Below are 23,878 nucleotides of genomic sequence, written 5' to 3' on the forward strand. Positions count from 1 at the left end.
CGGGGGCGGTTCTGCGCCCTTGTGTGGGCCCGTCCACCCTACTGCGCCCCGCGATCACGCCGCGCCCGCGCCGCCTCCCACGACCGCGTTGCCGGTGTCCTCGGAGTCCTTGTCGGAGGCGACGGGCTCGGGCGCGGCCGGGCGCTTGACGAGGGAGCCGAAGTCCCCGGTGTCGCCGAGGCGGAACACGAACGGGCGGGTCGGCGTGTAGCGGATCGCCGTCACCGAGCAGGGGTCGACGTGGATGCGCTGGAAGAGGTCCAGGTGCATGCCCAGGGCGTCCGCGACGAGCGACTTGATGATGTCGCCGTGCGAGCACATCAGGAAGACGGCGTCGCTGCCGTCGCTCTCCTCGATCCGCGCGTTCCAGTCGCGTACGGCGTCCACGGCGCGTGCCTGCATGGCGCGCATGGACTCGCCGCCGGGGAAGGCCGCCGCCGACGGGTGCTGTTGCACGATCTTCATCAGGGGTTCTTCGGAGAGTTCGGAGAGTTTGCGCCCGGACCAGTCGCCGTAGTGGCATTCGCCGATCCGCTCGTCGGTGTGCAGTTCCAGCTCGGGTCTCGCGGCCAGCAGGGGTGCGAGGGTTTCCCGGCAGCGCTGCAGCGGGCTGGTGACGGCGGCGGCGAGCGGTACGCCCGCGAGCCGTCCGGGGAGTGCGGCGGCCTGTTCGGCGCCGCGCTCGTCGAGGGCCACTCCGGGGGTCCATCCGGCGAGCAGCCCTGCGGTGTTGGCGGTGGACCGCCCGTGTCGTACGAGGATCAGCGTGGCCATGGGGGCCAGCGTAGGGCCTGCCTTGCGGGGTCAGGCCGGATCGGGGGGCGGGCCCGTCGGCGGCGGGGGACAATGTTCGGCGTGATTGTCGACTGCGCGATGTACCGGGACGGTCGCCGTGCCGAGGGTCCGGAGGACTTCTCGGACGCCTTGGAGGAGGCCCGGGCGAGCGGTGACGCCTTCCTGTGGATCGGTACGTACGAGCCGACGGAGGCGGAGTTCGACCACGTGCGGCGGGAGTTCGGGCTGCACCCGCTGGCGGTGGAGGACGCGCTCAAGGCGCACCAGCGGCCCAAGCTGGAGGTGTACGACGACTCGCTGTTCGTCGTGCTGAAGCCGGTGCTCTACGACGAGGCCACCGACACGGTGTCCGCGGGCGAGCTGATGCTGTTCATCGGCGACTCCTTCGTCGTCACGGTCCGGCACGGCGAGGGGGCGCCGCTGGCCGCCGTGCGCCGCCGGCTGGAGCAGGAGCCGGAGGTGTTGCGGCACGGGCCGACGGCGGTGCTGTACGCGGTCTCCGACGCGGTCGTGGACCACTACATCGAGGTGGCGGCCGAACTGCAGTCGGATCTGGAGGAGCTGGAGGCGGAGGTCTTCGCGCCGAACGCCTCGGACACGAAGAACACCGCGGCCCGGATCTACGGCTTCAAGCGGCAGGTGCTGGAGTTCCGGCGGGCGACGAACCCGCTGCTGGCGCCGATGGACCGGCTCGCCTTCGGGCAGGTGCCCTTCGTCCACGAGCACGCCCGGCCGTTCTTCCGCGACGTCGCCGACCACCTGACGAGGGCGAGCGAGCACATCGAGGGGCTGGACCGGCTGCTGTCGGACGCGCTGGCGGCGCACCTCGCGCAGACGGGGCTGCGGCAGAACGACGACGTGCGGAAGATCTCGGCCTGGGCGGCGATCGCGGCCGTGCCGACGATGGTCGCGGGGATCTACGGGATGAACTTCGACCACATGCCCGAGCTGCACCGGTGGTGGGGCTATCCGGGGGTGCTCGTGCTCATGGCGGGGGTCTGTCTGGGGCTGCACCGGCTGTTCAAGCGCCGGGGCTGGCTGTGAGGCCCGCCGGGCCACCGTCGTCAGGGGCGGCCCGGCGCGGTCCGCAGGGCACGGCTCAGGCGAACTCGGGGGTGGTGGCGGGTGCGCCGCCGAGGGCGTCGCGCCGCTCGGGCATCCGCAGGTCGACCATCCGGTGCCAGCCGCTGAAGCGCTCGTAGGCGTACATCGCGCGGATCCCGGCGGCCAGCAGGGCGGCCTTCGGCGCGGGCCAGTGCAGCAGCCGCCCCATGTGGTCCATGACGGCGAGGCTCACGTCGCGGTATACGGCAATCTCGGCGAGGGCGCTTTCGCGCAGCACCCGGTGGATGGTCCGGCCGTGGCCGGCGCGGGCCAGCCGCAGCAGTTCCTCGTGGCAGTAGGCGAGGTGGTTGTCCTCGTCGTTGCTGATCATGTGGATGGCCTTGCCCACCACGGGGTGGTCGCCGAAGTGCTTGACGAGCATGTCCATCTGGTCGGCGGCGCGCTGTTCGGTGACGCGGCTGTGCGCGAGGTAGACGACGATGTCCTCCTCGCTCAGCGCCTCCTGGCGGCGCAGCTTGTCGTGGGCCAGTCCGATGCCGCGGCGCTCCAGCAGCATGGTGTAGTCGGTCTCGGGGGGTACGGGGACGGCCTCCAGGCCGCGTTTGCGGAGCAGGGCGTGGAAGATCCGGCCGTGCTTGTCCTCGTCGGCGCCGTGCCGGATGATCTTGGGCGCGAGGTCGCGCATCGCGTCCGGGACCAGGGCTGCGATGCGGGCGTTCTCCCAGCCGCCCTGGGCTTCCCCGCTGGCGGCGATGGAGCAGAACAGCTGGAAGGAGTCGTCGTTGTCGACGATCTCCTGGAACAGGCTGCGGGCAGAGAGCATGCGACGAGTCAAACGCCGCTCCCGGGGGCGGGCAACCGAGGGGCGGCGCCACTCGTCCGAATGAACGAATCGCCGGGTGGGGCGCGGTGCGTAACCCCCTGGGCGTCGGGCGCGTTGTTGGCTGTGTCGGCCGTGGCGGGGAAGACCCCCCGAGCCCCCACCACGGCCGCAGGGCATCCATGCGGCGACCGGCTCCCCCGGCTGCCGCCCTGCCGGCCTCGGACCTGCGGCTACGACCTGCCCGCCGCGGGCGAGGCCTGTCGCGACTTTTGGGCCTCAGGCGAGGCCCGCGAGCTCCAGGGCCTCGGTGCCGGCGCGCAGGGCGGCGATCCGCTCGTCGAGGGTGAAGCCGGCGGGGGCGAGCGTGAGGGTGGTGACGCCGGCCTCCGCGTAGGCCCGCATCCCGTCGGCGATCCGCGCGACCGGGCCGAGCAGCGTCGTCGAGTCGATCAGCGAGTGCGGGACGGCCTCCGCGGCACCGTTCTTGTCGCCGGCCAGGTACTTGTCCTGGATCTCGGCGGCTTCCTTCTCGTAGCCCATGCGCTGGGCCAGCTGGTTGTAGAAGTTCTGCTTCCGGCTGCCCATGCCGCCCACGTACAGGGCGGTGTAGGGGCGGAACATGTCGGCGAGGGCGGTGACGTCGTCGCCGACGGCCAGCGGCACGGTCGGGCAGACGTCGAAGCCGTCCATCGTCAGCCCGGCCTTCTGGCGGCCGGCCCGGATGTGGGTGAGCGCGGTCGCCTCCAGGTGCTCGGCGGCGGGGAAGATCAGCAGGGCGCCGTCGGCGATCTCGCCGGTCTGCTCCAGGTTCTTGGGCCCGATGGCGGCGATGTAGAGCGGGATGTGCTCGCGCTCGGGGTGCACGGTCAGCTTGATCGGCTTGCCGGGGCCGCCCGGCAGCGGCAGGGTCCAGTGCTCGCCCTCGTAGCTCAGCCGCTCGCGGGACATGGCCTTGCGGACGATCTCTACGTACTCGCGGGTGCGGGCGAGCGGCTTGTCGAACTTGACGCCGTACCACCCCTCGGACACCTGGGGGCCGGAGACGCCGAGGCCGAGCCGGAAGCGGCCCTTGGTGAGGGAGTCCAGGGTGGCCGCGGTCATCGCGGTCATGGCGGGCTGGCGGGCGGGGATCTGGAGGATCGCCGAGCCGACGTCGATGCGCTCGGTCTGGGCGGCGACCCAGGCGAGGACCGTCGGGGCGTCCGAGCCGTAGGCCTCCGCCGCCCAGCAGACGTCGTATCCGAGGCGGTCGGCCTCCTGGGCGACGGCGAGGTTGTCGGCGTCCATGCCCGCACCCCAGTATCCGAGATTGATGCCGAGCCGCATGTGTCGTCCCCTTACCGGTGTACCGATCAGTAACGTTGATGTGCGGGGACTGTAGCGCGCCCGGGTGCTCCACGTCAGCGCCCCAGTAGTCTCAGCGCTCATGGAGCAGAGGCATCTCGGCCGCACCGGACTGCGCGTCTCCCGGATCGGCCTCGGCACCCTCACCTGGGGCCGCGACACCGGCGAGGAAGCCGCCGCCGAACAGGTGAAGACGTTCTGGGAGGCGGGCGGCACCCTCGTCGACACCGCCGACGTGTACGGCGGCGGTGAGGCGGAGTACCTCCTCGGGCGGCTGCTGGGCGGGCTCGTCCCGCGCCGGGAGCTGGTCATCGCGACGAAGGCGGGCAGCGTCCCCGACCCGGACCGGCGCTTCGACGGATCGCGCGGCCACCTGCTCGCGGCCCTGGACGATTCGCTGGAGCGGCTGGGCACCGACCACGTCGACCTGTGGCAGGTCCACGCCTTCGATCCGACGACGCCGCTGGAGGAGACCCTGCAGGCCCTGGACCTGGCGGTGAGCAGCGGCCGGGCCCGGTACGCGGGGGTGGCGGGCTTCTGCGGCTGGCAGCTGGCGAAGGCGGCCACCTGGCAGCTCGCGGCCCCCGGGGCCCGGACCCGGATCGCCTCGACGCAGATGGAGTACTCGCTGCTCCAGCGGGGCGTCGAGCGGGAGGTGCTGCCGGCCGCGCTGGACCTGGGGGTCGGTCTGCTGCCGTCCTCCCCGCTGGGGCGCGGGGTGCTGACGGGCAAGTACCGGGAGGGCACCCCGGCCGATTCCCGGGGCGCCTCCGCGTCCCTGTCCGCGCTGGTGGAGCCGTACCTGGACGAAGCGGCGGCCGGGATCGTGGACGCGGTGGTGACCGCGGCGCAGGGGCTGGCGGTGACCCCGCTGCAGGTGGCGCTGGCCTGGATCCGGGACCGCCCGGGGGTGGTCGCGCCGATCGTCGGCGCGCGGACGTCGGCGCAGCTCGCGGCGGCGCTGTCGGTGGAGGCGCTTAGTCTTCCGGAGGAGATCCGCCGGGCGCTGGACGACGTGTCGGCGCCGGAGCACCGCTATCCCGACCAGGACTGGAGCACGCTGTGAGTACGGACCGTCAGGCCGAAGCCGAGACCGCTGACGCGGAAGACCCGGCCGGGGCGCAGGGCGAGACCGAGGCCGCCGGCGTGCAGGACCCAGCCGAACCCGCTGACGCGGAAGACCCCACCGAAGCCCGGCCCGAGGACGCGGCGGCGGCCACCGGCCCGGCCGGGGCGCATACCGCAGGCGAAGCGCCCGCTGACCCGGGCGCCCCGGCAGTGGCGCAGCCCGAGGCCGCTGACGCGGCAGACCCCACCGAAGCCCGGCCCGCGGGCACAGCGCCCGCTGATCCGGCTGGGGCGCAGGCTGCGGGCGCCGGCCCGGAGGGGCTGGCCGGGGGCGAAGCCGCTGGGGCGGCAGACCCGGCCGGGGCCGCCGGGGCGGAGGGGCCGGGGGACAGCCCCGTAGGGCCCACCCCCGACGGTACGGACACCGCGGCCGAGCCCGCCGCAGGCGGCGGGCTCACCGAGGCCCAGGCCGAGCTGGCCGCGCAGAGGATCGAGCGCGAGCGGATCGCCCGGCGCAAAGCCGAACGCGAAGGACCCGTCGAGGCCGGCGCCAAGCTGAGCGGCAGGGCCGCCGACCTGCTGGCCGCCGTACGGGCCGTGGAGAGCGGCGCGAAGCCCTCCTCCGCCTACTTCGACGACGCCCCGGCCGCCCCCCGCAAGGCGGCCCCCGTTCCCCCGCCGCCCCGCCCGGCCGCCGCCCCCGCTCCGGCGGCCGCGCCCGCCGCCCCGTCCGCCGACGCCGTCGACGCCGTACGGGCCGTCCTGGCCCGCGGCGGCGCGCCCGAGTCGCTGGCGGGCCCCGTCGCGACGCTGCTCGGCGAGGGCGCCGCGCAGGAGCTCGCGCAGAACCCGTGGCGGTTGCTGGCGGTTCCCGCCGTGCGCCCGACACAGGCGGACGGCTTCGCCCGCGCGCTGCTGGGCTCCGGGGCCGGTCCCGGGGACGAGCGCCGCACGGCCGTACTGGTCGGCTGGCTGCTGGCCCAGGCGGGCCTGAAGGGACACACGGCGCTGGAGGCTCCGGTCCTGGAGAAGGCCCTTGCCCAGTACGGCGTGCCGGAGCCCGCCGCAGCCCTGGAGCAGTCCATCGCGGACGCCTCGGTCCTGGTCTTCCACGAGCCCCTCGGCCCGCCGGTGGAGGAGGGTGAGGAGCAGCCCGTACGCATCCTCGTGGGCCTGGAGGGCCCGGCGATGGCCGAGGAGAGCCTGGCCGACGGCCTGGCGCGGCTGGCCGGCACCTTCGACGGCCCGGCGGACTGGGAGCAGGCCGCCGCGGCCGCTCCGGACCGTTCCACGGCCGAGCTGATCCGTGCGGTCGCGGGACACGGTCTGGTCGCTCATACGGGTGGTGAGGCCGCCCGCGGCGAACCGCTCGCGCTGGCCGCCGCGGCCCGTGGGCTGGGCCTGCGCGTCTGCGTGGCCGCGCACGCGCCCGGCGACCGGGATTCGGTGACGGTGGCGGAGCTGCTGTCGGGCCGGGAGGGGCCCGGGCGGGACGCGGACGGGCAGTTCGCGCTGGACCTGCTGATCGTGCTGGACGCGCCGCAGCTGGACGTGGAGAGCGCCGCCGCGCTGGTCGAGGGCATGGCGGACGGGGCCCGGCTGGTCCTGTCCGGAGACCCCGGGGTGCTGGGCTCAGCGGGCGCGGGCCGGGTGTTCGGCGATGTGCTGGCGGCGCGTACGTGCCCCCAGCTGGTCTCGCGCACCCCGGATCCCGGCCCTGTCGGTGAGCTCGTCTCCGGCGTGGGCATCGGTGAGCTGAACCAGGTCGACGCCCCCGGCAAGGAGGTCGTCATCGTCCCGGTGCAGGACGCCGGGGAGGCCGTGCACCGGGCGGTGCAGCTGGTGGCCGAGTCGGTGCCGCGGGCCTTCGGGATCCCGGCGGACCACGTGCAGGTGATCACTCCGGGGCACGGCGGGTCCGCGGGGACGCGGGCGCTGAACGCCGCGCTCAAGGAGCGGCTCAATCCCGGCCCGGGCCGGTTCGGCGGCTTCGACCCCGGCGACCGGGTGGTCCACGTGCCGGCTCCGGGGCAGGCCCTGCCGGCCCGGGTGGTGTCGGCCGACGCCGAGGGGCTGCACCTGGACCGCGCGGGCGCGCCGGTCGTCGTACCGAAGGAGTTCGTCGAGTCCCAGGTGCGGCACGGCTGGGCGGTGACGGCGCACCAGGCGGTCGGGGCGCGCTGGCCGGCGGTCGTCGTCGTACTGCCGGGTGACGCGGCGCAGGCTCTGTCGCGGGACTGGGTCTACACGGCGTTCGGGCGGGCCGAGCGGCACCTGTCGGTGGTGCACGGTGTCGACCAGGCGCTGCCGCGCGCGGTCGCCGAGGTGCTGCCGAAGCCGCGTACGACGCGGCTGGCGGGTCTGCTGAAGGTGCTCGCCGCGGCGGGCGGCCGACCGGAGCAGTAGCCTGCCGCGGCCCCCCGCCCCGAGGTCCGGGGGCGGGAGGCCGCGGTGCCGACACGCCTGGGGGCGCGCCGGCTGGGCCAGGCCGTACAGGCAGGTCAGGCGGGGGTCAGACCGGGCCGGGCGGTCTCGTCCTCGTCCTCGTCGCGGACATCGTCGAACTCGTCGGCGTCGTCGTCGAAGACGGAGCTGACGTCGAACCGGTGCAGCACGTCCTGCGGGTCGATCTGCCCGAAGGGCGAGCCCAGCCACTCCCCTGGTTCCGCCATGTCCTCCGAGGCGGCGATCCAGAGGGTGGAGTCGCCCTCCTCCAGCCCGAAGTCCTTGGAACGTGAGGCGATTTCGTCGGGTTCGTACTCACCGAAGAGGACGCCGAGGGCGTCGGCGGTGCCGCCGTCGTGGACGAGGTCGGCGTCCCGGTCGTGTGCGGCGACCCGTTCGGCCTGCGCGATCAGGCGCGCCGGTTCGACGACGGCGTAGTCGCGGCGGATGAGCACGCTGAAGGCGGCGGGTTCGGCGGGGCCGGTGTACGGGACGCCGTCCTCGGGCGTCGGGATCTCGAAGGGAGTGACCTCGTCGTAGCGGTCGTAGAGGAGTTCGTCGTACTCCTCGGCGGCGGCGGCGAGCTCGTTGAAGGCGGCGTAGACGTCCGGATCCTCGTCCCCGATCCTGCGCTCGACCGCGGCGAGGTGGCGGTCGAGCGCGGCCTTGACCGCCTCGGCGGCGGCGCGGACCTCGGCAACAGTGGGCAGAGCGGCATCAGACATAGAGCAGACGCTATCCGTAGCAGGGCTCTGCCCGCACAATAGATGCGATGCCGGAATACGAATTTGTCGACGTGTACGTGCCCCGCGGGGTCCCTCGCAAGGAGGCGACCCGCCTGCTGACCGACCATGCCGAGTACGGGAACTGGGAGATCGACCGGTTGAGTCTGCACCGGGACGGCAGCCGCCGCGTGCGGCTGCGCCGCCGGATCATCCGCCAGGTCCGCGCGACCTGGTGAACGCGGGCCCCGGGGGCGGGGCCCGCGTCGTGAGCAGCCGTCAGGCGGCGTTCCTGGCACGCCGGTAGAGCACGGTGCCGGCGAGCAGCAGGCCACCCGCGACGGGGAGGCCTGCGGTCAGGACGTCGCCGGCACCGGTGGCGGCGAGCCCGGGCTGCGCCTCGGTGCCGGTGCCGGTGCCGGTGCCAGGGTTACCGGGGTTACCGGGGTTCCCAGGGTTGCCGGGGTTACCGGGGTTGCCGGGGTTCCCAGGGTTGCCGGGGTTACCGGGGTTACCGGGGTTACCGGGGTTACCGGGGTTCCCAGGGTTGCCGGGGTTGCCGGGGTTGCCCGGGTTACCGGGGTTGCCGGGGTTACCCGGGTTACCGGGGTTGCCCGGGTTCCCAGGGTTGCCCGGGTTCCCAGGGTTGCCCGGGTTACCGGGATTGCCCGGGTTACCCGGGTTACCCGGGTTACCCGGGTGGTCGTCGCACGGCTCATCGTCGCCGGGGTTACCGGGGTGACCCGGGTTGCCGGGGTGACCCGGGTTGCCCGGGTTACCGGGGTTGCCCGGGTGACCCGGGTTGCCCGGGTTACCGGGGTTGCCCGGGTGACCCGGGTTGCCCGGGTTACCGGGGTTGCCCGGGTGACCCGGGTTGCCGGGGTGTCCCGGGCGGCCGTGCCCGGGGGCGTTGGCGCAGTGGTTGCCGAAGGCCGGGTTCAGGCCTCCCACCACCGTGACCGTGTTCCCGCAGGCGTTCACCGGCGCGTCCACGGGCGCCTGCACGGTGTTTCCGGACAGCAGGCCCGGAGAGTTCTTCGCATGCCCTGTCGCGGCGGAGTCCGCGTGTGCGTAGCCCCCGCCCATGGCGAGGACACCCCCCGCGGCAGCCATGGTGATCAGGGTCTTCCTGGTGACCTGTGCCGGTCGTCGCATCTGTACTCGTCCCCTGGTGTGTACGTGTCGGCCGGCGCTGGGAAGCCGGCCGTCCAGGCTCCCCCGCCTGGTCCGCCGAAAAGTGGTTCCGGGCCGGAAAAGCCCGGTGGCCCCGGAGCGCTGGAATGCGCTCCGGGGCCGAAGACTTCAGATACGTCAGGCGTTGACGCAGGTGTTGCCGAAGGCCGGGTTCAGCAGGCCGATCACGTTCACGGTGTTACCGCAGACGTTGACCGGGATGTGGACCGGGACCTGGACGACGTTGCCGGACAGGACGCCGGGGGAGCCGATGGCCGCACCCTGGGCGCCCGCGTCGGCGGCGGCGATGCCCGCACCCGCGAGAACGAGACCACCGGTGGCAGCCGCAGCGGCGACAACCTTCTTGAGCATTGTTCCTCCTAGTAGGCAAAGTGCGGTCCCAGCCGCGGACCGCACCACCTGTAACGAGGAGGGATCACCAGGGCTACGAGCGTATGAGTGCATTCACTCTTCTCAGTGGAATGCGCACACCTTCTCGAATGTCAGGCGTTGTCGATGAACCGGTCGAGCACCCGCGCCCCGAACTTCAGTCCTTCCACCGGCACCCGCTCGTCCACGCCGTGGAACATCCCGGCGAAGTCCAGCTCCGGCGGCAGCTGCAGCGGCGCGAAACCGAAGCAGCGGATGCCGAGGTCGTCGAAGGACTTGGCGTCCGTGCCGCCCGAGAGCATGTACGGGACCGCCCGCGCGATCGGGTCCTCCGCCTTCAGGGCGCTCTGCATCGCCTCGACCAGCCGGCCGTCGAAGTCCGTCTCCAGGGCCTTGTCGCCGTGCACGTCCTCGCGCTTCACCCGGGGGCCGAGGATGCGGTCCAGGTCGGCGAAGAACTCCTCCTCGTAGCCCGGCAGGAAGCGGCCGTCGACGTGAGCCGTCGCCTGGCCCGGGATGACGTTGACCTTGTAGCCGGCGCCGAGCATCGTCGGGGCGGCCGAGTTGCGCAGGGTCGCGCCGACCATCTTGGCGATGCCGCCGAGCTTGGCGAGCGTGGCGTCCATGTTGTCGGGGTCCAGCGGGGTGCCGAGCGCGTCCGAGAGCTCGTCCAGGAAGGACCGTACGGTCTTGGTCACGCGCACCGGCCACTGGTGGCGGCCGAGCCGGCCCACGGCCTCGCACAGCTCCGTGATGGCGTTGTCGTTGTTGGTCATGGAGCCGTGGCCCGCGGTGCCCTCCACCGTGAGCCGCATCCAGTGCATGCCCTTCTGGGCGGTCTCCACGAGGTAGAGCCGGAGGTTCTCGTTCACGGTGAACGAGAAGCCGCCGACCTCGCCGATCGCCTCGGTGACGCCCTCGAACAGCCCCGGGTGCTTGTCGACGAGGTGCCGGGCCCCGTAGATGCCGCCCGCCTCCTCGTCGGCGAGGAAGGCCAGCACGATGTCCCGCGGGGGCTTGCGGCCGCTGCGCATCCGGTCGCGTACGACGGCCAGCGTCATCGCGTCCATGTCCTTCATGTCGACGGCGCCGCGGCCCCACAGGCACCCGTCGGCGATCTCCCCCGCGAACGGGTCGTACGTCCAGTCCGCGGCGTTGGCCGGAACCACGTCGGTGTGCCCGTGGATCAGCAGGGCGGGCCGCGAGGGGTCCTCGCCCTCGATCCGGGCCACGGTCGAGGCGCGGCCCTTGTGCGATTCGAAGATCTGCGGCTCCAGCCCGACCTCGGCGAGCTTCTCGGCGACCCACTCCGCCGCCTTGCGCTCCCCGGGGCCCGAGTGGTCCCCGTAGTTGCTGGTGTCGATCCGGATGAGATCCCGGCAGAGGTCGACGACCTCGTCCTCGCCGGAGACGGCCTTGCCCGCGCTCGACTCGCTCACGCTGCTTCCTCCCACTGATCCACTCAGTACCGAACGTTCCCATCCTCGCGCCCCGGGCCGCTCTCCCCAAGGGCGATCCCCGGCCGCCCGGGGGGTGTGATCGAGGACCCCCCGCCGTTTGGTACTGTTTTCCACGTCGCAACGGCCCGCGAGGGCCGCACGGCAGACACCCGGTCCGGGTGGCGGAATGGCAGACGCGCTAGCTTGAGGTGCTAGTGCCCTTTATCGGGCGTGGGGGTTCAAGTCCCCCCTCGGACACCAACGGAAGGACCCCGCTTCGGCGGGGTCCTTCCTCGTTCCCGGAGGCGGCCACCCGCCCCGCCCGGGCGCGGCGGGCGCCCCGGAATGTTTGGTAGTGTTCCACTCGTCGCAACGGCCCGCGAGGACCGCACGGCAGACACCCGGTCCGGGTGGCGGAATGGCAGACGCGCTAGCTTGAGGTGCTAGTGCCCTTTATCGGGCGTGGGGGTTCAAGTCCCCCCTCGGACACCACGGCAAAGGCCGGTCAGGAGCACTCCTGACCGGCCTTTCGTGCGTCTACGGGCGCACCGCGCCGGAGTCGGGGTGGGGCTGTGCTCGGTATGGCGAGGCCCCCCGCGCCGGAGGGGCGCGGGGGGCCTCGTGGGGGTCCGGGTCGGGGTCAGTCGCGGGGGGACGACAGGGCGGCGACTCGGCCGCGGACCAGGAACCAGCCGCCGACGAGGGCGGCGGCGATGACCGGGAGGAGCATGACGGTGGTGCGGCCGACGCCTCCGTCGCTCCACATCAGGACCAGGACCGTGGCCAGGAAGATCAGGGTCAGGATCTGCGTGTAGGGGGCCCAGGGCAGGCGGTAGGACGGGCGGGTGACCAGGCCGCTCCTGGAGCGGTGCCAGAAGAAGAGCGAGCAGAGCATGACCATGCCCCAGGTGCCGAGGATGCCGATGGAGGCGAGGTTGAGGACGATCTCGAAGGCCTCGCCGGGCATCCAGTAGTTCAGGCCGACGCCGGCGACGCCGAAGGCGGCGGTGAACAGGACGCCGCCGTAGGGGACCTTGCCCTTGTTCATGACGCCGGTGAACTTGGGGGCGGAGCCGGACAGGGCCATCGAGCGCAGGATGCGGCCGGTGGAGTAGAGGCCCGAGTTCAGCGAGGAGAGGGCGGCGGTCAGGACGACCAGGTTCATGATGCCCGCGGTGCCGGGGATGCCCAGCTTGTCGAAGACGGTCACGAACGGGGACTGGTCGGCGGAGTAGGCGGTGTACGGGAGCAGCATGGCCAGCAGGACGACCGAGCCCACGTAGAAGACGCCGACGCGCCACATGATGGAGTTGATCGCCTTTGGCATGATCTTCTCGGGGTTCTCGGTCTCGCCCGCGGCGACGCCGCAGAGCTCGACGGAGGCGTACGCGAAGACGACGCCCTGGACGACCATGAGCATCGGGATCACGCCGGAGGGGAAGAGGCCGCCGTTGTCGGTGATCGTCGCGAGGCCCGGGGTGTGGCCGTCGATCGGGTGGCTGGTGGCGACCAGGTAGATCGCGACCGCCATGAAGATCACCAGGGCGCCGACCTTGACGATCGCGAACCAGAACTCCATCTCACCGAAGTACTTCACCGAGATCAGGTTGGCGGTGAGGACGATGGCGAGGGCGATGAAGGCGAGGACCCACTGGGGGACGTCGGTGAAGGCGGACCAGTAGTGGGCGAACACGGCGGCGGCCGTGATGTCCGCCACGGTGGTCGTGGACCAGTTCAGGAAGTACAGCCAGCCGGCCGTGTAGGCGCCCTTCTCGCCCATGAACTCACGGGCGTAGGAGACGAAGGCGCCGGAGGAGGGCCGGTAGAGGACGAGCTCGCCGAGGGCGCGGACCACGAAGAAGGCGAAGACTCCGCACACCGCGTAGGCGATCGCGAGGGAGGGGCCGGCGCCGGCGAGGCGGCCGCCCGCTCCGAGGAACAGGCCGGTGCCTATCGCTCCGCCGATCGCGATCATGTTGATGTGGCGGGACTTCAGGTCCTTGCTGTAACCCTCGTCACCGGCGTCGACATGGCGGGAGGACGCCGGGGCGGGTGCCTCGGTCAAGGTGCGGTCACTCATGTGGGGCTTCGCCTTCGTGGGTGGGACAGGCAGCCCGGAGGGCCGCGCAGAGGAGCCGGGTGGTGTCCCCTGTGGCGCGTTCCGGGTGTTTTGATCGCCATAGGAGACCACGAGGCTCTGCCAGCCGCCAAAATCGCCCCCTGCGTGCAGAAGCCCCCGGCGACCTTGGAAACGGTCGTCGGGGGCTTCGTAGAGCCTCGAAAGCGAGGTCAGTCGGCGGGTGCGGCCTCTGCCGCCTGGTCGAGGCGGAAGGCTTCGTTGCCGAGGCCGATACGGGCGTGGACCTCGGGCCGGCTGCGGCGCAGGAAGGCCCCGTACAGCAGCCCGCCCACGGCGGCGGCGCCGATGATGCCCGGCAGGACCCAGGTGAGGGCGGATCCCTTCTCGGCGCCGACGAGGACGCCGAAGTCCTTGACGGTGTAGGCGGCGATGGCGAGCAGGGCCAGGCCGGCGGCGCCGGCCGCGACGAGCCGCCAGACCTGGGCGCCGGCGGTGCCGCGGCGGACGAAGAAGGCGATCACGGCGAAGGAGGCGGCGGCCATGAGGAGCGTCACACCGAGGGCGCCGACGCTGCCCATCCAGGTGAACAGGTGCAGGACGGGCGCGGTGGGGTCGCCGGCCGGAAGGTCGTCGGTGGCGGCGAATGCGATGACGACGAGGGTCGCGACGCCGGTCTGGAGCAGGGAGCCGGTGGCGGGGGCGCCGGTGCCGGCGTTGGTGCGGCCGAAGGCGGCGGGGAGCAGGCCCTCGCGGCCCATGGCGAAGGCGTAGCGGGCGACGACGTTGTGGAAGCTGAGCATGGCGGCGAACATGCCGGTCACGAAGAGGACGTGCAGGACGTCGGTGAAGGTGGCGCCGAGCCGGGCCTCGGTGAGCTGGAAGAGCAGGCCGGGGCCTGCCTCGCCGGCGGTCCTGACGACTTCTCCGGGGCCGGTGGCGACGGTGAGGGCCCAGGCGCTGAAGGCGAAGAAGAGGGCCACGAAGCCGACGGCGAGGAACATCACGCGGGAGACGACGATGTGCGGCCTGCTGGTCTCCTCCGCGTACACCGGGGACTGCTCGAAGCCGACGAAGGCGGCGATGCAGAAGCACAGGGCGGTGCCGAGGCCGGCTCCGCTGAGGGTCTCGGGGTTGAAGGCGTGCAGCGAGAGGCCTTCGGGGCCGGGCTTGGCCAGGGCCGCGGCGTCGAAGACGACGACCAGGGCGCACTCGATGAGGAGGAGCACGCCGAGGACCTTGGCATTGAGGTCGATCTTGAGCCAGCCGAGCGCGCCGGTGACGGCGACCGCGAGGAGGGCGGGGATCCACCAGGCGAGCTCGGTGTCCAGGTAGGTGGCGAAGAGGCCGGAGATCTCGAAGCCGAGGATGCCGTAGACGCCGACCTGCATGGCGCTGTACGCGACGAGGGCGACGAGCGAGGCGGCCGCGCCGGCGGTGGGGCCGAGGCCGCGGGCGATGTACGCGTAGAAGGCGCCGGCGTTGTGGACGTGGCGGCTCATCTCGGCGTAGCCGACGCTGAACAGGGCGAGGACGAGGCCCAGGACGACGAAGAGCAGGGGCTGGCCGACGACGCCCATCAGGCCGAATGTCGTGGGCATGACACCCGCGACGACCATCAGGGGGGCGCTCGCGGCGAGTACGGAGAGCAGCAGGCCGGCGGTGCCGAGGCGGTCGGCGCGAAGCGCGCGGTCCTGGCCCTTGTAGGTGCGTATCTCGGCCGGTTCCTGGAGCGTGGTGGATCTGCCCGTCGGCATGGCGGCGTCCTTTCGGGGGCGCGGTTCTTTCGGGGGCGGAGCGGATGGGGACGTGGGCTTCGGTCGGGAGGTCAGGCGGTCAGGCGGTCAGGCGGTGCCGAGCGCGACGTTGCGTGCGGCGAGGAAGGCCTTCTGCGGGTCCCGGTCGGGGTAGGACCAGGGGGCGCGGGTGGCGTGGCTGCCGATGCGGTGGAAGAGCGCGGCGGCTTCGGCGGGGCGGCCCTCGCAGAGTTTGGCGTGTGCGAGGAAGTTGAGGTCGACCCGGTTGCGGGGGTGGTCGTCGCGCTCCCATTCCAGCCACCAGTCGAAGGCGGAGCGCAGGACCTGGCGGGCGCGGCGGCCCGCCCAGTGGGCGGCGGCCGCCTCGGGGGTGTGGCCGTTGGTGGCGGCGAGCACGCGGTAGCGCTCGGCGTGCGCGACGACGGGGAGCACGGCGAGCGGAGAGTCGGCCGGGGACTCCTCTGCGGCCCAGGCCGCGAAGTCGTAGACCTCGTGGAGCGGGTCCTGGCCTGGGGCGAGGCTGCGTTCGGCCAGCTTCGCCACCATGAGGTGGTGGGCGTGGTGGTGCTCGCGGTGGCGGGCCCGGACCTGGTCGAAGTGGCGGCTGAACTCCTCCTCCGTGCCGAAGGTGCGGGAGAGCAGGAGCAGTCCGAGCCAGGGGGTCGGGTCGTCGGGGAGCAGGACGGCGGCCCGGCGGCAGGCCTCCTCGGCGGCGGCCGGGGTGCCCTTGTCGCGCAGGGCGGCGAAGACGGCGGCGCAGGCGAGGAGGGTGGCGGCGTCGGCGCTGTCCGGTTCGGCGAGCAGCCATTCGCGGGCCCAGGCGGTGGCCGCCGGGGTCTGGGCGAGGACGACGACGCGGTGGCCCCGGCGGTCCCAGTCGTCGCCGGTGCCGACGAGGAGGGAGCGGACCCTGGCCCAGCGCCCCTGGGTGAACTGGGAGCGCACGTCGATGAGTTCGGCGTCGCACAGGGCCGGGTCGAAGAGCTGCGCGTCCCGCTTGCGGGCGCGGCCGAGGGGCGGCGGAGGCGGGGACATCCGCGGGGTTTCCCTCCAGGACGCGGGCGGACGGGTGTCTGGGGATCGCATGGGTGGCCGGAAGTCGGGGTCGGGTCGGGTCGGTCGGGTGGGGGCCGGTCGGGTGGGGGCCCCGGTCGGGCAGGTCCGGTGGCGGCCGCCCGCGCGCGAGGCGCATGCGCGTGGTCCGGCCGCGAGGGGCTCGGCGTCGTGCCTGTGGTGCGGTGTCGGAGCTCCGGTGGGACTGACTGCGGCGGGACCGCCGTGGAGTTCCGCGGGGACTGCTACGGAACGCCGGGCGCTCGGGCGGATTCCGGGGGAACTCCGGTGAGCACTCCGGTGATCACGCACAGCAAAGCGGTATGCGCAGCTCCGAGTCAAGGTCCAGTCCACTGCGTGGCGGGTTTCAACTGCTCTGGCGGTCGTGCCAGTTGGGCGGGCGGTATTCGTTGCGGGCGGCCGGGGGCCCCGCCGTAGGGTGGCCGTATGACTGCATATGGCGATCTCCCCCCGTACCTGCTGGGCTTCCCGGGGCCGTTGCGCGACCAGTTGGTGGCAGCCGTGCTGAGCGGGGCGAAGACCAGTACCACCGGCCTGCTCGCCGAGTACGAGGCGGAGCGGGAGCCGCTGCCGGAGCCCGGTACGCGGTCCCTGCTGGTCGACTCCGGCGAGCGCGGGGTGGCGGTGGTGGAGGTGACGGCCGTGGAGGTGCTGCGGCTGGGCGACGTGGGGCTGGAGCATGCGCTCGACGAGGGCGAGGGATACACGTCGGTGGCCGAATGGCGTACGGCACACGAGGAGTTCTGGCACAGCGAGCCGGTGCGCACGGTGATCGGCGACCCGGGTTTCACCGTCGGCGACGACACCCTCGTCGTCGCCGAGCGGTTCCGGGTCACCGAGCGACTGGCCTGACCCCCGGCGCCCGGGCGACCGGAGCCGGCCCGGAAGACCGGCCCCGGGAACCGGAGCCGGCCCGAAAAAACGGAGCCGGCGCCGGTGCGGTGGCCGGCCTCAGGCGACCGCCTGGGCCGCCGCCCGGCCCGCCGCGCGGCCCGAGAAGATGCAGCCGCCGAGGAAGGTGCCTTCCAGGGCCCGGTAGCCGTGGACCCCGCCGCCGCCGAAGCCGGCCGCTTCGCCCGCGGCGTAGACGCCCGGCAGCGGTTCGCCCGTACCGGTCAGGACCCGGGAGGAGAGGTCGGTCTCCAGCCCGCCCAGCGATTTGCGGGTCAGGACGGACAGGCGTACGGCGATCAGCGGGCCGGCCCCGGGGTCGAGGATCCGGTGCGGGGCGGCGGTACGGATCAGCTTGTCGCCGAGGTACCTGCGGGCGCCGTGGATGGCGGTCACCTGGAGGTCCTTGGTGAAGGGGTTGGCGATCTCCCGGTCGCGGGCCACGATCTCGCGCCGTACGGCCGCCTCGTCGAGCAGGTCCTCCTTGGTGACCGCGTTCATCCCGCGCACGAGGGCGGACAGGTCGCGCTCGACGACGAAGTCGGCGCCGTGGTCCATGAAGGCCTTGACCGGGCCGGGCACCGCCTGGCGGGCCCGGGTGATGACGTCGCGCACCGACCTGCCGGTGAGGTCCGGGTTCTGTTCGGAGCCGGAGAGGGCGAACTCCTTGCCGATGATGCGCTGGTTGAGCACGAACCAGGTGTGGTCGTGGCCGGTCTTCATGATGTGGTCGAGCGTGCCGAGGGTGTCGAAGCCGGGGAAGAGCGGTACGGGCAGCCGTCGGCCCGTGGCGTCCAGCCAGAGCGGGGACGGGCCGGGGAGGATGCGGATCCCGTGCCCGGCCCAGATCGGGTCCCAGTTCTGGATGCCCTCGGTGTAGTGCCACATCCGGTCCTTGTTGATGTGGCTGGCGCCCGCCGCCTCCGCGATGCCCAGCATCAGGCCGTCGACGTGCGCGGGCACCCCGGAGAGCATCCGCTGGGGCGGCGTGCCGAGCCTGGCGGGCCACTGGGCGCGTACGAGGTCGTGGTTGCCGCCGATGCCGCCGCTGGTGACGATCACGGCCTGGGCCCGCAGGGAGAAGGACCCGGTGGCCTCGCGGCCGCTGGCGGTGCCCCGTACGGCGTCGGAGGGCTCCAGGACCTCGCCGGTCACCGTGTCCACGGCGCCGGCGGTGGCGGACAGTCCGGTCACCCGGTGGCGGAACGCCAGGCGGACCAGGCCGCGGGCCACGCCGTCCCGGACCCGCCGTTCGAACGGCTCCACCAGGCCGGGGCCGGTGCCCCAGGTGATGTGGAAGCGGGGGACGGAGTTTCCGTGGCCGTTCGCGCCGTAGCCGCCGCGTTCCGCCCAGCCGACGACGGGGAAGAAGCGGACGCCGCGGGCGTGCAGCCAGGGGCGCTTCTCGCCGGCCGCGAAGTCGACGTAGGCCTCGGCCCAGCGGCGCGGCCAGGCGTCCTCCTCGCGGTCGAAGCCGGCGGTGCCCAGCCAGTCCTGGAGGGCCAGGGCATGGCTGTCCTTGATCCGCATCCGGCGCTGCTCGGGCGAGTCGACGAAGAAGAGGCCGCCGAAGGACCAGTGCGCCTGGCCGCCCATGGACTGTTCCGGCTCCTGGTCGAGCAGGATGACCTTGCGGCCCGCGTCGACGAGCTCGGCGGTGGCCACGAGGCCCGCGAGCCCGGCTCCGATCACGATCACGTCTGCGTCGTACGTCATGCGGATCCCGTCCTGTGTCGGTGGTGACGCAGATCCTTGGCTACGGAGCGGTAACCAGTCAACAGCGGTGGTTGGATGAACCTGTGAGTGCCGCTGACGAAGTTCTGGACGTGGTGGACCGGGAGGACCGGGTCACCGGGCAGGCCCCGCGGGGCGAGGTGTACGCCCGCGGGCTGATCCACCGCTGTGTGTTCGTGCTGGCCAGGGACGCGGAGGAGCGGATCTTCGTCCACCGCCGCACCGCTTCGAAGCTCGTCTTCCCCTCGCGCTACGACATGTTCGTGGGCGGGGTGCTGGGCGCCGGCGAGAGCTACGCGCAGGCCGCGCTGCGGGAGGCCGAGGAGGAGCTGGGGGTGCGGGGGCTGGCGCAGCCGGAGCCGCTGCTGAAGTTCCTGTACGAGGGCCCGGGCGGGGCCTGGTGGTCGTACGTGCACGAGGTGCGGTGCGACCTGCCGGTGGCTCCGCAGGCCTCGGAGGTGGCCTGGCACACCTTCCTCACGCGGGAGGAGCTGGACCGGCGGGTCGGGGACGGGGAGTGGCCCTGGGTGCCGGACGGGCTGGAGGCCTACCGGCGGCTGCGGGCGCATCGCGGTTCCCGCCAGTAGATTGACCGGGTGATCGACTTCGTCAAGGACGTACGCCTGTGGTTCGCGCCGTCGCGGCTGAAGGACGAGGGCGACACCCCCGACTACCGCTTCTCGCTGGCCAACGAGCGGACGTTCCTCGCCTGGATCCGGACCGCGCTGGCCCTGGTCGGCGGCGGGTTCGCCGTCGACCAGTTCCTGCCCGACCTGCGGTGGGGCGTGCGGGTGGGGATGGCCTTCGCGCTGCTCGCGGTCGGCGCGGCCTGCGCGCTGCGCGCGGTGAACCACTGGGTGCGCTGCGAGCGGGCGATGCGGCGGAACGAGGACCTGCCGCTGTCGCGGTTCCCGGTGGTGCTGAGCCTGGGCGTGGGGCTGGTCGCGGTGGCGATGGTGGTGGTCGTCCTGCTGGGCTGGACGTCGCAGCGGTGAGCGTGCCGGACCCGGAGCGCGATGCGGGGCTGCAGCCCGAGCGGACCCGGCTCGCGTGGCGGCGTACGACTCTGGCGTCCTCGGTGGTGGCGGTGCTGGCGCTGCGGCAGGCGCTGCGCGGGTCCGGTTCGTCGGCGGAGGTGGCCGGGGCGGCGGTGATCGTACTGGTCTGGCTGGTGTTCCTCGGGGTGGCGCACCGCAGGATCCGGGCGCTGGCTGTCCGCCGGCCGCGGGAGATGGCGCCCCGGTCCGCGCTGGCCGTGGTGGCGTGCACGGTGGCGCTGGCGGTGTTCGCGATGGCGGTCGTCCTCTGACCGGTCGCCCTCTGACCGGTCGCCCTCTGAGGCGTCGCCCTCGGAGCTGCCGGCCGGATCATCCCACTTACTCCCACCGATAGGGACACAACGGGCGATATCCGACCATTCGCCATAGTCTCGGCGCCATGACGACCCTCCACCACGAACATCCCGTGCACCAGCACGCCCACGGCGCGGGCTGCGGCCACCAGGCCGTCCCGCACGGCGACCACGTCGACTACGCGCACGACGGCCACCTGCACCGGGAGCACTCGGGGCACTGGGACGAGTGCGAGCCGGCCGGGCACACCGCCCACGAGAACCACGCCCACACCCACGGGGCGGACTGCGGGCACGAGACGGTCCGGCACGGCGACCACGTCGACTACCTGCACGACGGCCACCGGCACGCCGAGCACGACGGGCACTACGACGACCACTGAGACGACCACCCTGCGGCACCGCGCCTGACCGGCGCCGCCCCCGGCCCCGACCGGGAGCGGCGCCCGACGGCCGTGGCGCACACCGCCGGGGACTCGGTGGTGTGGCTGCCCGCGCAGCGGGTCGCCTTCACCGGGGACCTGGCCTTCGCCGGGGGACGCCCTCCCTGGCGAAGGGCTCGCTCGCCGGTTCCCTGCGGGCGCTGGAGCTGTTGCGCGCGTGAGGCCGCCGGTCCGGAGGTGTTGATTCGGCCCGCCCCCTGGACGGCATACCGACTGGTCGGCATGATGGGGTGGGGCGGTGCACCCGCGCACCGCGCCCTCTTGCCCCGTCGTCAACTCTCCGCACGGAGGTGCGCACCATGACCTCAGCCCCGGCCGATCCCCGAGGCCTGGACCTGGAGCGGCTGCGCGGCCATCTCGAACGCGCCCGGCCGGGGCTCGTGGCCGGGCCGCTGCGCGGCCGGCTGATCGAGGGCGGCCGGTCGAATCTCACGTACGAGGTCACCGACGGGACCGCCCGCTGGGTGGTGCGGCGGCCGCCGCTCGGCCACGTCCTGGCCACCGCCCACGACATGCGCCGCGAGCACCGGGTCGTGGCGGCGCTGCACGGGACGGCCGTACCGGTGCCGGAGCCGGTGCTGCTGTGCGAGGACGAGACCGTGCTCGGGGCGCCGTTCTACGTCATGGAGTACGTGGAGGGGGTGCCGTACCGCACGGCCGGCGAACTCGCCGCGATCGGTCCGCAGCGCACCCGGCAGGCGGTGCTCGCCCTGGTGGACACCCTCGTCGAGCTGCACGCGGTGGACCCGGAGGCGGTGGGGCTGGGCGACTTCGGCCGGCCGGAGGGCTTCCTCGACCGGCAGCTGCGCCGCTGGGGCAAGCAGCTCGCGGCCTCCCGGGGGCGGGAGCTCGCCGGGATCGACGAGCTGCACGGCGCCCTGGGCCGACGGCTGCCGCGCTCCCCCGCCCCGACCGTGGTGCACGGCGACTACCGGCTCGACAACGTGCTGATCGGCGGTTCCCCGTCCGGGCCCGACACGATCCGTGCGGTGCTGGACTGGGAGATGTCCACGCTCGGGGACCCGCTGACCGATCTCGGGCTGCTGGTGATGTACAGCTGCGACCTGGGCCTGGCCGCGGCGCCGGTGGGCACGACGAGCGGGGCACCTGGCCATCCGGCGCCCGCCGAGCTGGTCGAGCGGTACGCCGCCCGGTCCGGCCGGGACACCGGGGCGATCGCCTGGTACACGGCCTTCGCCTGGTTCAAGCTCGCCGTGATCCTTGAGGGCATCCACTACCGCTACACGCTCGGGCAGACCGTCGGAGCTGGCTTCGACCGGATCGGCGAGCTGGTTCCGGTCTTCATCGAGCACGGACTGACCACGCTCCGGCAACTGCAGGAAGGCTGAGGCACGCAGCATGGACTTCGCATTCGACGCCCGGACCGAGGAACTCCGCGAGCGGCTGCTCGCGTTCATGGAGGAGTACGTCTACCCGGCGGAGCCCGTCGCCGCCGAGCAGCGCGCACGGCTGGCCTCGCCCTGGGACACCCCGGCCGTCTTCGGTGAACTGAAGGCCGAGGCGCGCCGCCAGGGCCTGTGGAACCTCTTCCTGGTCGACGGGCACGGCCTGCCGGGCGGCGAGTCCGGGGCGGGGCTGACCAACCTGCAGTACGCACCGCTCGCCGAGATCACCGGGCGCAGCCCGCACCTGGCGCCCATGGCGACGAACTGCGCGGCCCCGGACACCGGGAACATGGAGCTGCTGGCGCAGTTCGGGAGCGAGGAGCAGAAGAAGCAGTGGCTCCAGCCGCTGCTGGAGGGCGCGATCCGCTCCGCGTTCGCGATGACGGAGCCGGAGGTCGCCTCCTCGGACGCGACGAACGTGGAAACCCGGATCGAGCGGGTGGGCGACGAGTATGTGATCACGGGCCGCAAGTGGTTCATCTCGGGTGCCATGAACCCGGACTGTGCGGTCTTCATCGTGATGGGCAAGACCGACCCCGACGGCGCCGATCCGCGCCGTCAGCAGTCGATGGTCCTGGTCCCGCGGGACACCCCGGGTGTCGAGGTGCGCCGGGCCATGACGGTGTACGGGTACGAGGACCACGACCACGGCGGTCACGCCGAGGTGGTGTTCGACGGGGCGCGGGTCCCGGCGGCGAACCTGATCGGCGAGGAGGGCGGCGGCTTCGCGATCGCCCAGGCGCGGCTCGGCCCGGGCCGCATCCACCACTGCATGCGGCTGATCGGCATGGCGGAGCGGGCCGTCGAGCTGATGTGCCGGCGGGCGGTGGAGCGTACTGCCTTCGGCAAGCCGCTGGCCGCGCAGGGCGTCGTGCAGAACTGGATCGCGGACGCCCGGGTGGAGGTGGAACAGTTGCGGCTGCTGGTGCTGAAGACGGCCTGGCTCATGGACACCGTCGGGAACCGGGGCGCGCACACCGAGATCCAGGCCATCAAGATCGCGACCCCGCGGGCGGTGGTGCGGATCCTGGACGACGCGGTGCAGCTGCACGGCGCCGGCGGGGTGAGCCAGGACTTCCCGCTGGCCGAACTGTGGGCGGCCGCGCGGACCCTGCGGCTCGCCGACGGGCCGGACGAGGTGCACCAGCGGTCCCTGGCCCGGCGGGAGCTGAGGCGTTACATGTAGGGCCGCAGGGTGGGGGCCGGCCGGTCAGGGCCGCAGGGCCCGCAGCAGCAGGTCGGCGAGGTGGTCGGCGACCTGCTGCGGGGTGAGCGGGCCGTCGGCCCGGTACCAGGTGGACAGGTGGTGCACGGACCCGAAGTGGTAGTCCACGACGAGGTCGGCGGGGGTGGCGGTGGAGAAGACGCCGGCCTGCTGCCCCTCCTCGATCAGTGCCCGGAAGCGCTCGTGGTAGCGGCGGCGCTCCGCCCGTACCTGCTTGAACTTCTCCGGGCTGAGCTGGTGCATCGACCGGAAGAAGATCATGGCGTCGTCGAGGTTCTCGATGGTGGTGACGACGACGTCGGCCGCGGCCGCCCGCAGCCGTTCCTCGACGGGGGCGTCGGAGTCGGCCACCGCGTCGAGGCGCTGCTGCTGCAGGCGCAGCATGCGCGCGTACACCTCGTGCAGCAGGTCGTCCTTGGAGCCGAAGTAGTGGTAGAGCGCGCCTTTGGTGACGCCGGCCGCCTCGACGATCTCCTGGACCGACGTGCGGTCGTAACCGCGCTCGGCGAACAGCCGGGTGGCGACGGCCAGCAGCCGCTGCGGTACCGGGGCCTCGTGCGTGCCTGCGGGTTCCGTGGTCCTGGCCGCCATGGTGCTGACCTTCCTCTTCTCGTTCTGCCTGGTCGCTGCGGCGAGCTGTACGACCGTCCGACTGT

At 72.9% G+C, this 23,878-nt stretch carries 24 protein-coding genes and 2 tRNA genes; 14 read left to right on the forward strand and 12 right to left on the reverse strand.

Translation table 11 applies throughout. From position 1 onward, the window contains the following. Positions 1-54 precede the first annotated feature (54 nt). Positions 55-774 carry a histidine phosphatase family protein gene (locus tag BSL84_RS07140; protein ID WP_030025863.1) on the reverse strand — a complete coding sequence of 240 codons (720 nt, stop codon included), beginning with the start codon at positions 772-774 and terminating at the stop codon, positions 55-57. A 72-nt stretch (positions 775-846) separates the two neighbouring features. Here BSL84_RS07140 and corA point away from each other — a divergent pair, with 72 nt between their 5' ends. Continuing rightward, positions 847-1,839, forward strand: a complete 993-nt coding sequence (gene corA / locus BSL84_RS07145) for a magnesium/cobalt transporter CorA (RefSeq protein WP_030025862.1) — start codon at positions 847-849, stop codon at positions 1,837-1,839. Between the two features lie 55 nt (positions 1,840-1,894). Here corA and BSL84_RS07150 read toward each other — a convergent pair whose 3' ends face one another. Next, the gene (locus BSL84_RS07150; protein ID WP_030025860.1) at positions 1,895-2,683 is read right to left on the reverse strand and encodes a hypothetical protein; all 789 of its coding nucleotides are present in this window, start codon (positions 2,681-2,683) and stop codon (positions 1,895-1,897) included. Between the two features lie 276 nt (positions 2,684-2,959). After that, a complete protein-coding gene (locus tag BSL84_RS07155) occupies positions 2,960-4,009 on the reverse strand; it encodes an LLM class F420-dependent oxidoreductase (protein ID WP_030025859.1) in 1,050 nt (349 codons plus the stop codon). Positions 4,010-4,109: 100 nt separating this feature from the next. Here BSL84_RS07155 and BSL84_RS07160 point away from each other — a divergent pair, with 100 nt between their 5' ends. Further along, positions 4,110-5,093, forward strand: a complete 984-nt coding sequence (locus tag BSL84_RS07160; RefSeq protein ID WP_075970023.1) for an aldo/keto reductase — start codon at positions 4,110-4,112, stop codon at positions 5,091-5,093. Between the two features lie 80 nt (positions 5,094-5,173). After that, positions 5,174-7,501 carry an ATP-binding domain-containing protein gene (locus BSL84_RS07165; RefSeq protein WP_420718799.1) on the forward strand — a complete coding sequence of 776 codons (2,328 nt, stop codon included), beginning with the start codon at positions 5,174-5,176 and terminating at the stop codon, positions 7,499-7,501. Positions 7,502-7,596: 95 nt separating this feature from the next. Here the strand turns inward: BSL84_RS07165 and BSL84_RS07170 are convergent, their stop codons facing one another. Continuing rightward, positions 7,597-8,265 carry a hypothetical protein gene (locus BSL84_RS07170; RefSeq protein ID WP_045323252.1) on the reverse strand — a complete coding sequence of 223 codons (669 nt, stop codon included), beginning with the start codon at positions 8,263-8,265 and terminating at the stop codon, positions 7,597-7,599. A 47-nt stretch (positions 8,266-8,312) separates the two neighbouring features. Between BSL84_RS07170 and BSL84_RS07175 the strand changes: the two genes are divergently transcribed. Next, positions 8,313-8,501: a DUF5703 family protein gene (locus BSL84_RS07175; protein WP_030037337.1), complete on the forward strand. Its 189-nt coding sequence runs from the start codon at positions 8,313-8,315 to the stop codon at positions 8,499-8,501. A 40-nt stretch (positions 8,502-8,541) separates the two neighbouring features. Here BSL84_RS07175 and BSL84_RS36435 read toward each other — a convergent pair whose 3' ends face one another. From BSL84_RS36435 to BSL84_RS07190, 3 genes are all read right to left on the reverse strand, one after another. Then, positions 8,542-9,417 carry a chaplin gene (locus tag BSL84_RS36435; RefSeq protein ID WP_107484751.1) on the reverse strand — a complete coding sequence of 292 codons (876 nt, stop codon included), beginning with the start codon at positions 9,415-9,417 and terminating at the stop codon, positions 8,542-8,544. Between the two features lie 156 nt (positions 9,418-9,573). Beyond that, the gene (gene chpH, locus BSL84_RS07185) at positions 9,574-9,807 is read right to left on the reverse strand and encodes a chaplin ChpH (protein ID WP_030037336.1); all 234 of its coding nucleotides are present in this window, start codon (positions 9,805-9,807) and stop codon (positions 9,574-9,576) included. Between the two features lie 131 nt (positions 9,808-9,938). Beyond that, on the reverse strand, positions 9,939-11,264 hold the full coding sequence (locus BSL84_RS07190) for a M20/M25/M40 family metallo-hydrolase (protein ID WP_030037335.1): 1,326 nt from the start codon (positions 11,262-11,264) through the stop codon (positions 9,939-9,941). 173 nt (positions 11,265-11,437) lie between these two features. Here BSL84_RS07190 and BSL84_RS07195 point away from each other — a divergent pair. Then, positions 11,438-11,525 (forward strand) — tRNA-Leu (locus BSL84_RS07195). A 143-nt stretch (positions 11,526-11,668) separates the two neighbouring features. Beyond that, a tRNA-Leu gene (locus tag BSL84_RS07200) sits at positions 11,669-11,756 on the forward strand. 148 nt (positions 11,757-11,904) lie between these two features. Here BSL84_RS07200 and BSL84_RS07205 read toward each other — a convergent pair. The 3 genes from BSL84_RS07205 to BSL84_RS07215 all read right to left on the reverse strand — a co-directional run bounded on the left by BSL84_RS07205 (position 11,905) and on the right by BSL84_RS07215 (position 16,133). Next, positions 11,905-13,344: an amino acid permease gene (locus BSL84_RS07205; protein ID WP_030037334.1), complete on the reverse strand. Its 1,440-nt coding sequence runs from the start codon at positions 13,342-13,344 to the stop codon at positions 11,905-11,907. 209 nt (positions 13,345-13,553) lie between these two features. Next, positions 13,554-15,098, reverse strand: coding sequence for an APC family permease (locus tag BSL84_RS07210; RefSeq protein ID WP_045323756.1), 1,545 nt, complete (start codon positions 15,096-15,098; stop codon positions 13,554-13,556). Positions 15,099-15,185: 87 nt separating this feature from the next. Beyond that, positions 15,186-16,133, reverse strand: coding sequence for a hypothetical protein (locus BSL84_RS07215; protein ID WP_030027538.1), 948 nt, complete (start codon positions 16,131-16,133; stop codon positions 15,186-15,188). 465 nt (positions 16,134-16,598) lie between these two features. Between BSL84_RS07215 and BSL84_RS07220 the strand changes: the two genes are divergently transcribed. Then, positions 16,599-17,024, forward strand: a complete 426-nt coding sequence (locus BSL84_RS07220) for an ASCH domain-containing protein (protein WP_030027537.1) — start codon at positions 16,599-16,601, stop codon at positions 17,022-17,024. A 99-nt stretch (positions 17,025-17,123) separates the two neighbouring features. Here BSL84_RS07220 and BSL84_RS07225 read toward each other — a convergent pair whose 3' ends face one another. Further along, on the reverse strand, positions 17,124-18,779 hold the full coding sequence (locus BSL84_RS07225; RefSeq protein WP_075970024.1) for an FAD-binding dehydrogenase: 1,656 nt from the start codon (positions 18,777-18,779) through the stop codon (positions 17,124-17,126). Positions 18,780-18,862: 83 nt separating this feature from the next. On the opposite strand from BSL84_RS07225, the gene BSL84_RS07230 reads away from it, so the two are divergent. The 7 genes from BSL84_RS07230 to BSL84_RS07255 all read left to right on the forward strand — a co-directional run bounded on the left by BSL84_RS07230 (position 18,863) and on the right by BSL84_RS07255 (position 23,183). After that, complete coding sequence (locus BSL84_RS07230; protein WP_045323758.1) at positions 18,863-19,384, forward strand: NUDIX hydrolase; 522 nt, start codon at positions 18,863-18,865, stop codon at positions 19,382-19,384. Between the two features lie 9 nt (positions 19,385-19,393). Next, positions 19,394-19,792: a YidH family protein gene (locus BSL84_RS07235; RefSeq protein WP_045323759.1), complete on the forward strand. Its 399-nt coding sequence runs from the start codon at positions 19,394-19,396 to the stop codon at positions 19,790-19,792. A gap of 2 nt (positions 19,793-19,794) precedes the next feature. After that, the gene (locus tag BSL84_RS07240) at positions 19,795-20,106 is read left to right on the forward strand and encodes a DUF202 domain-containing protein (protein ID WP_030027532.1); all 312 of its coding nucleotides are present in this window, start codon (positions 19,795-19,797) and stop codon (positions 20,104-20,106) included. Positions 20,107-20,234: 128 nt separating this feature from the next. After that, positions 20,235-20,531 (forward strand): hypothetical protein, encoded by a 297-nt coding sequence (locus BSL84_RS07245; RefSeq protein WP_030027531.1) that lies wholly within the window; start codon positions 20,235-20,237, stop codon positions 20,529-20,531. A gap of 99 nt (positions 20,532-20,630) precedes the next feature. Further along, the gene (locus tag BSL84_RS37750; protein ID WP_420711219.1) at positions 20,631-20,894 is read left to right on the forward strand and encodes a hypothetical protein; all 264 of its coding nucleotides are present in this window, start codon (positions 20,631-20,633) and stop codon (positions 20,892-20,894) included. Further along, the gene (locus tag BSL84_RS07250) at positions 20,891-21,940 is read left to right on the forward strand and encodes a phosphotransferase family protein (protein ID WP_030027529.1); all 1,050 of its coding nucleotides are present in this window, start codon (positions 20,891-20,893) and stop codon (positions 21,938-21,940) included. Before BSL84_RS37750 ends, BSL84_RS07250 begins: the two co-directional genes overlap by 4 nt. A 10-nt stretch (positions 21,941-21,950) precedes the next feature. Continuing rightward, positions 21,951-23,183: an acyl-CoA dehydrogenase family protein gene (locus BSL84_RS07255; RefSeq protein WP_030027528.1), complete on the forward strand. Its 1,233-nt coding sequence runs from the start codon at positions 21,951-21,953 to the stop codon at positions 23,181-23,183. 24 nt (positions 23,184-23,207) lie between these two features. On the opposite strand, the gene BSL84_RS07260 is transcribed toward BSL84_RS07255, so the two are convergent. Beyond that, entirely contained in the window at positions 23,208-23,813 is a 606-nt protein-coding gene (locus tag BSL84_RS07260) for a TetR/AcrR family transcriptional regulator (protein ID WP_030027527.1), read from the reverse strand. Positions 23,814-23,878 lie beyond the last annotated feature (65 nt).

It is taken from the genome of Streptomyces sp. TN58 (genome assembly GCF_001941845.1).
Lineage (GTDB): Bacteria > Actinomycetota > Actinomycetes > Streptomycetales > Streptomycetaceae > Streptomyces.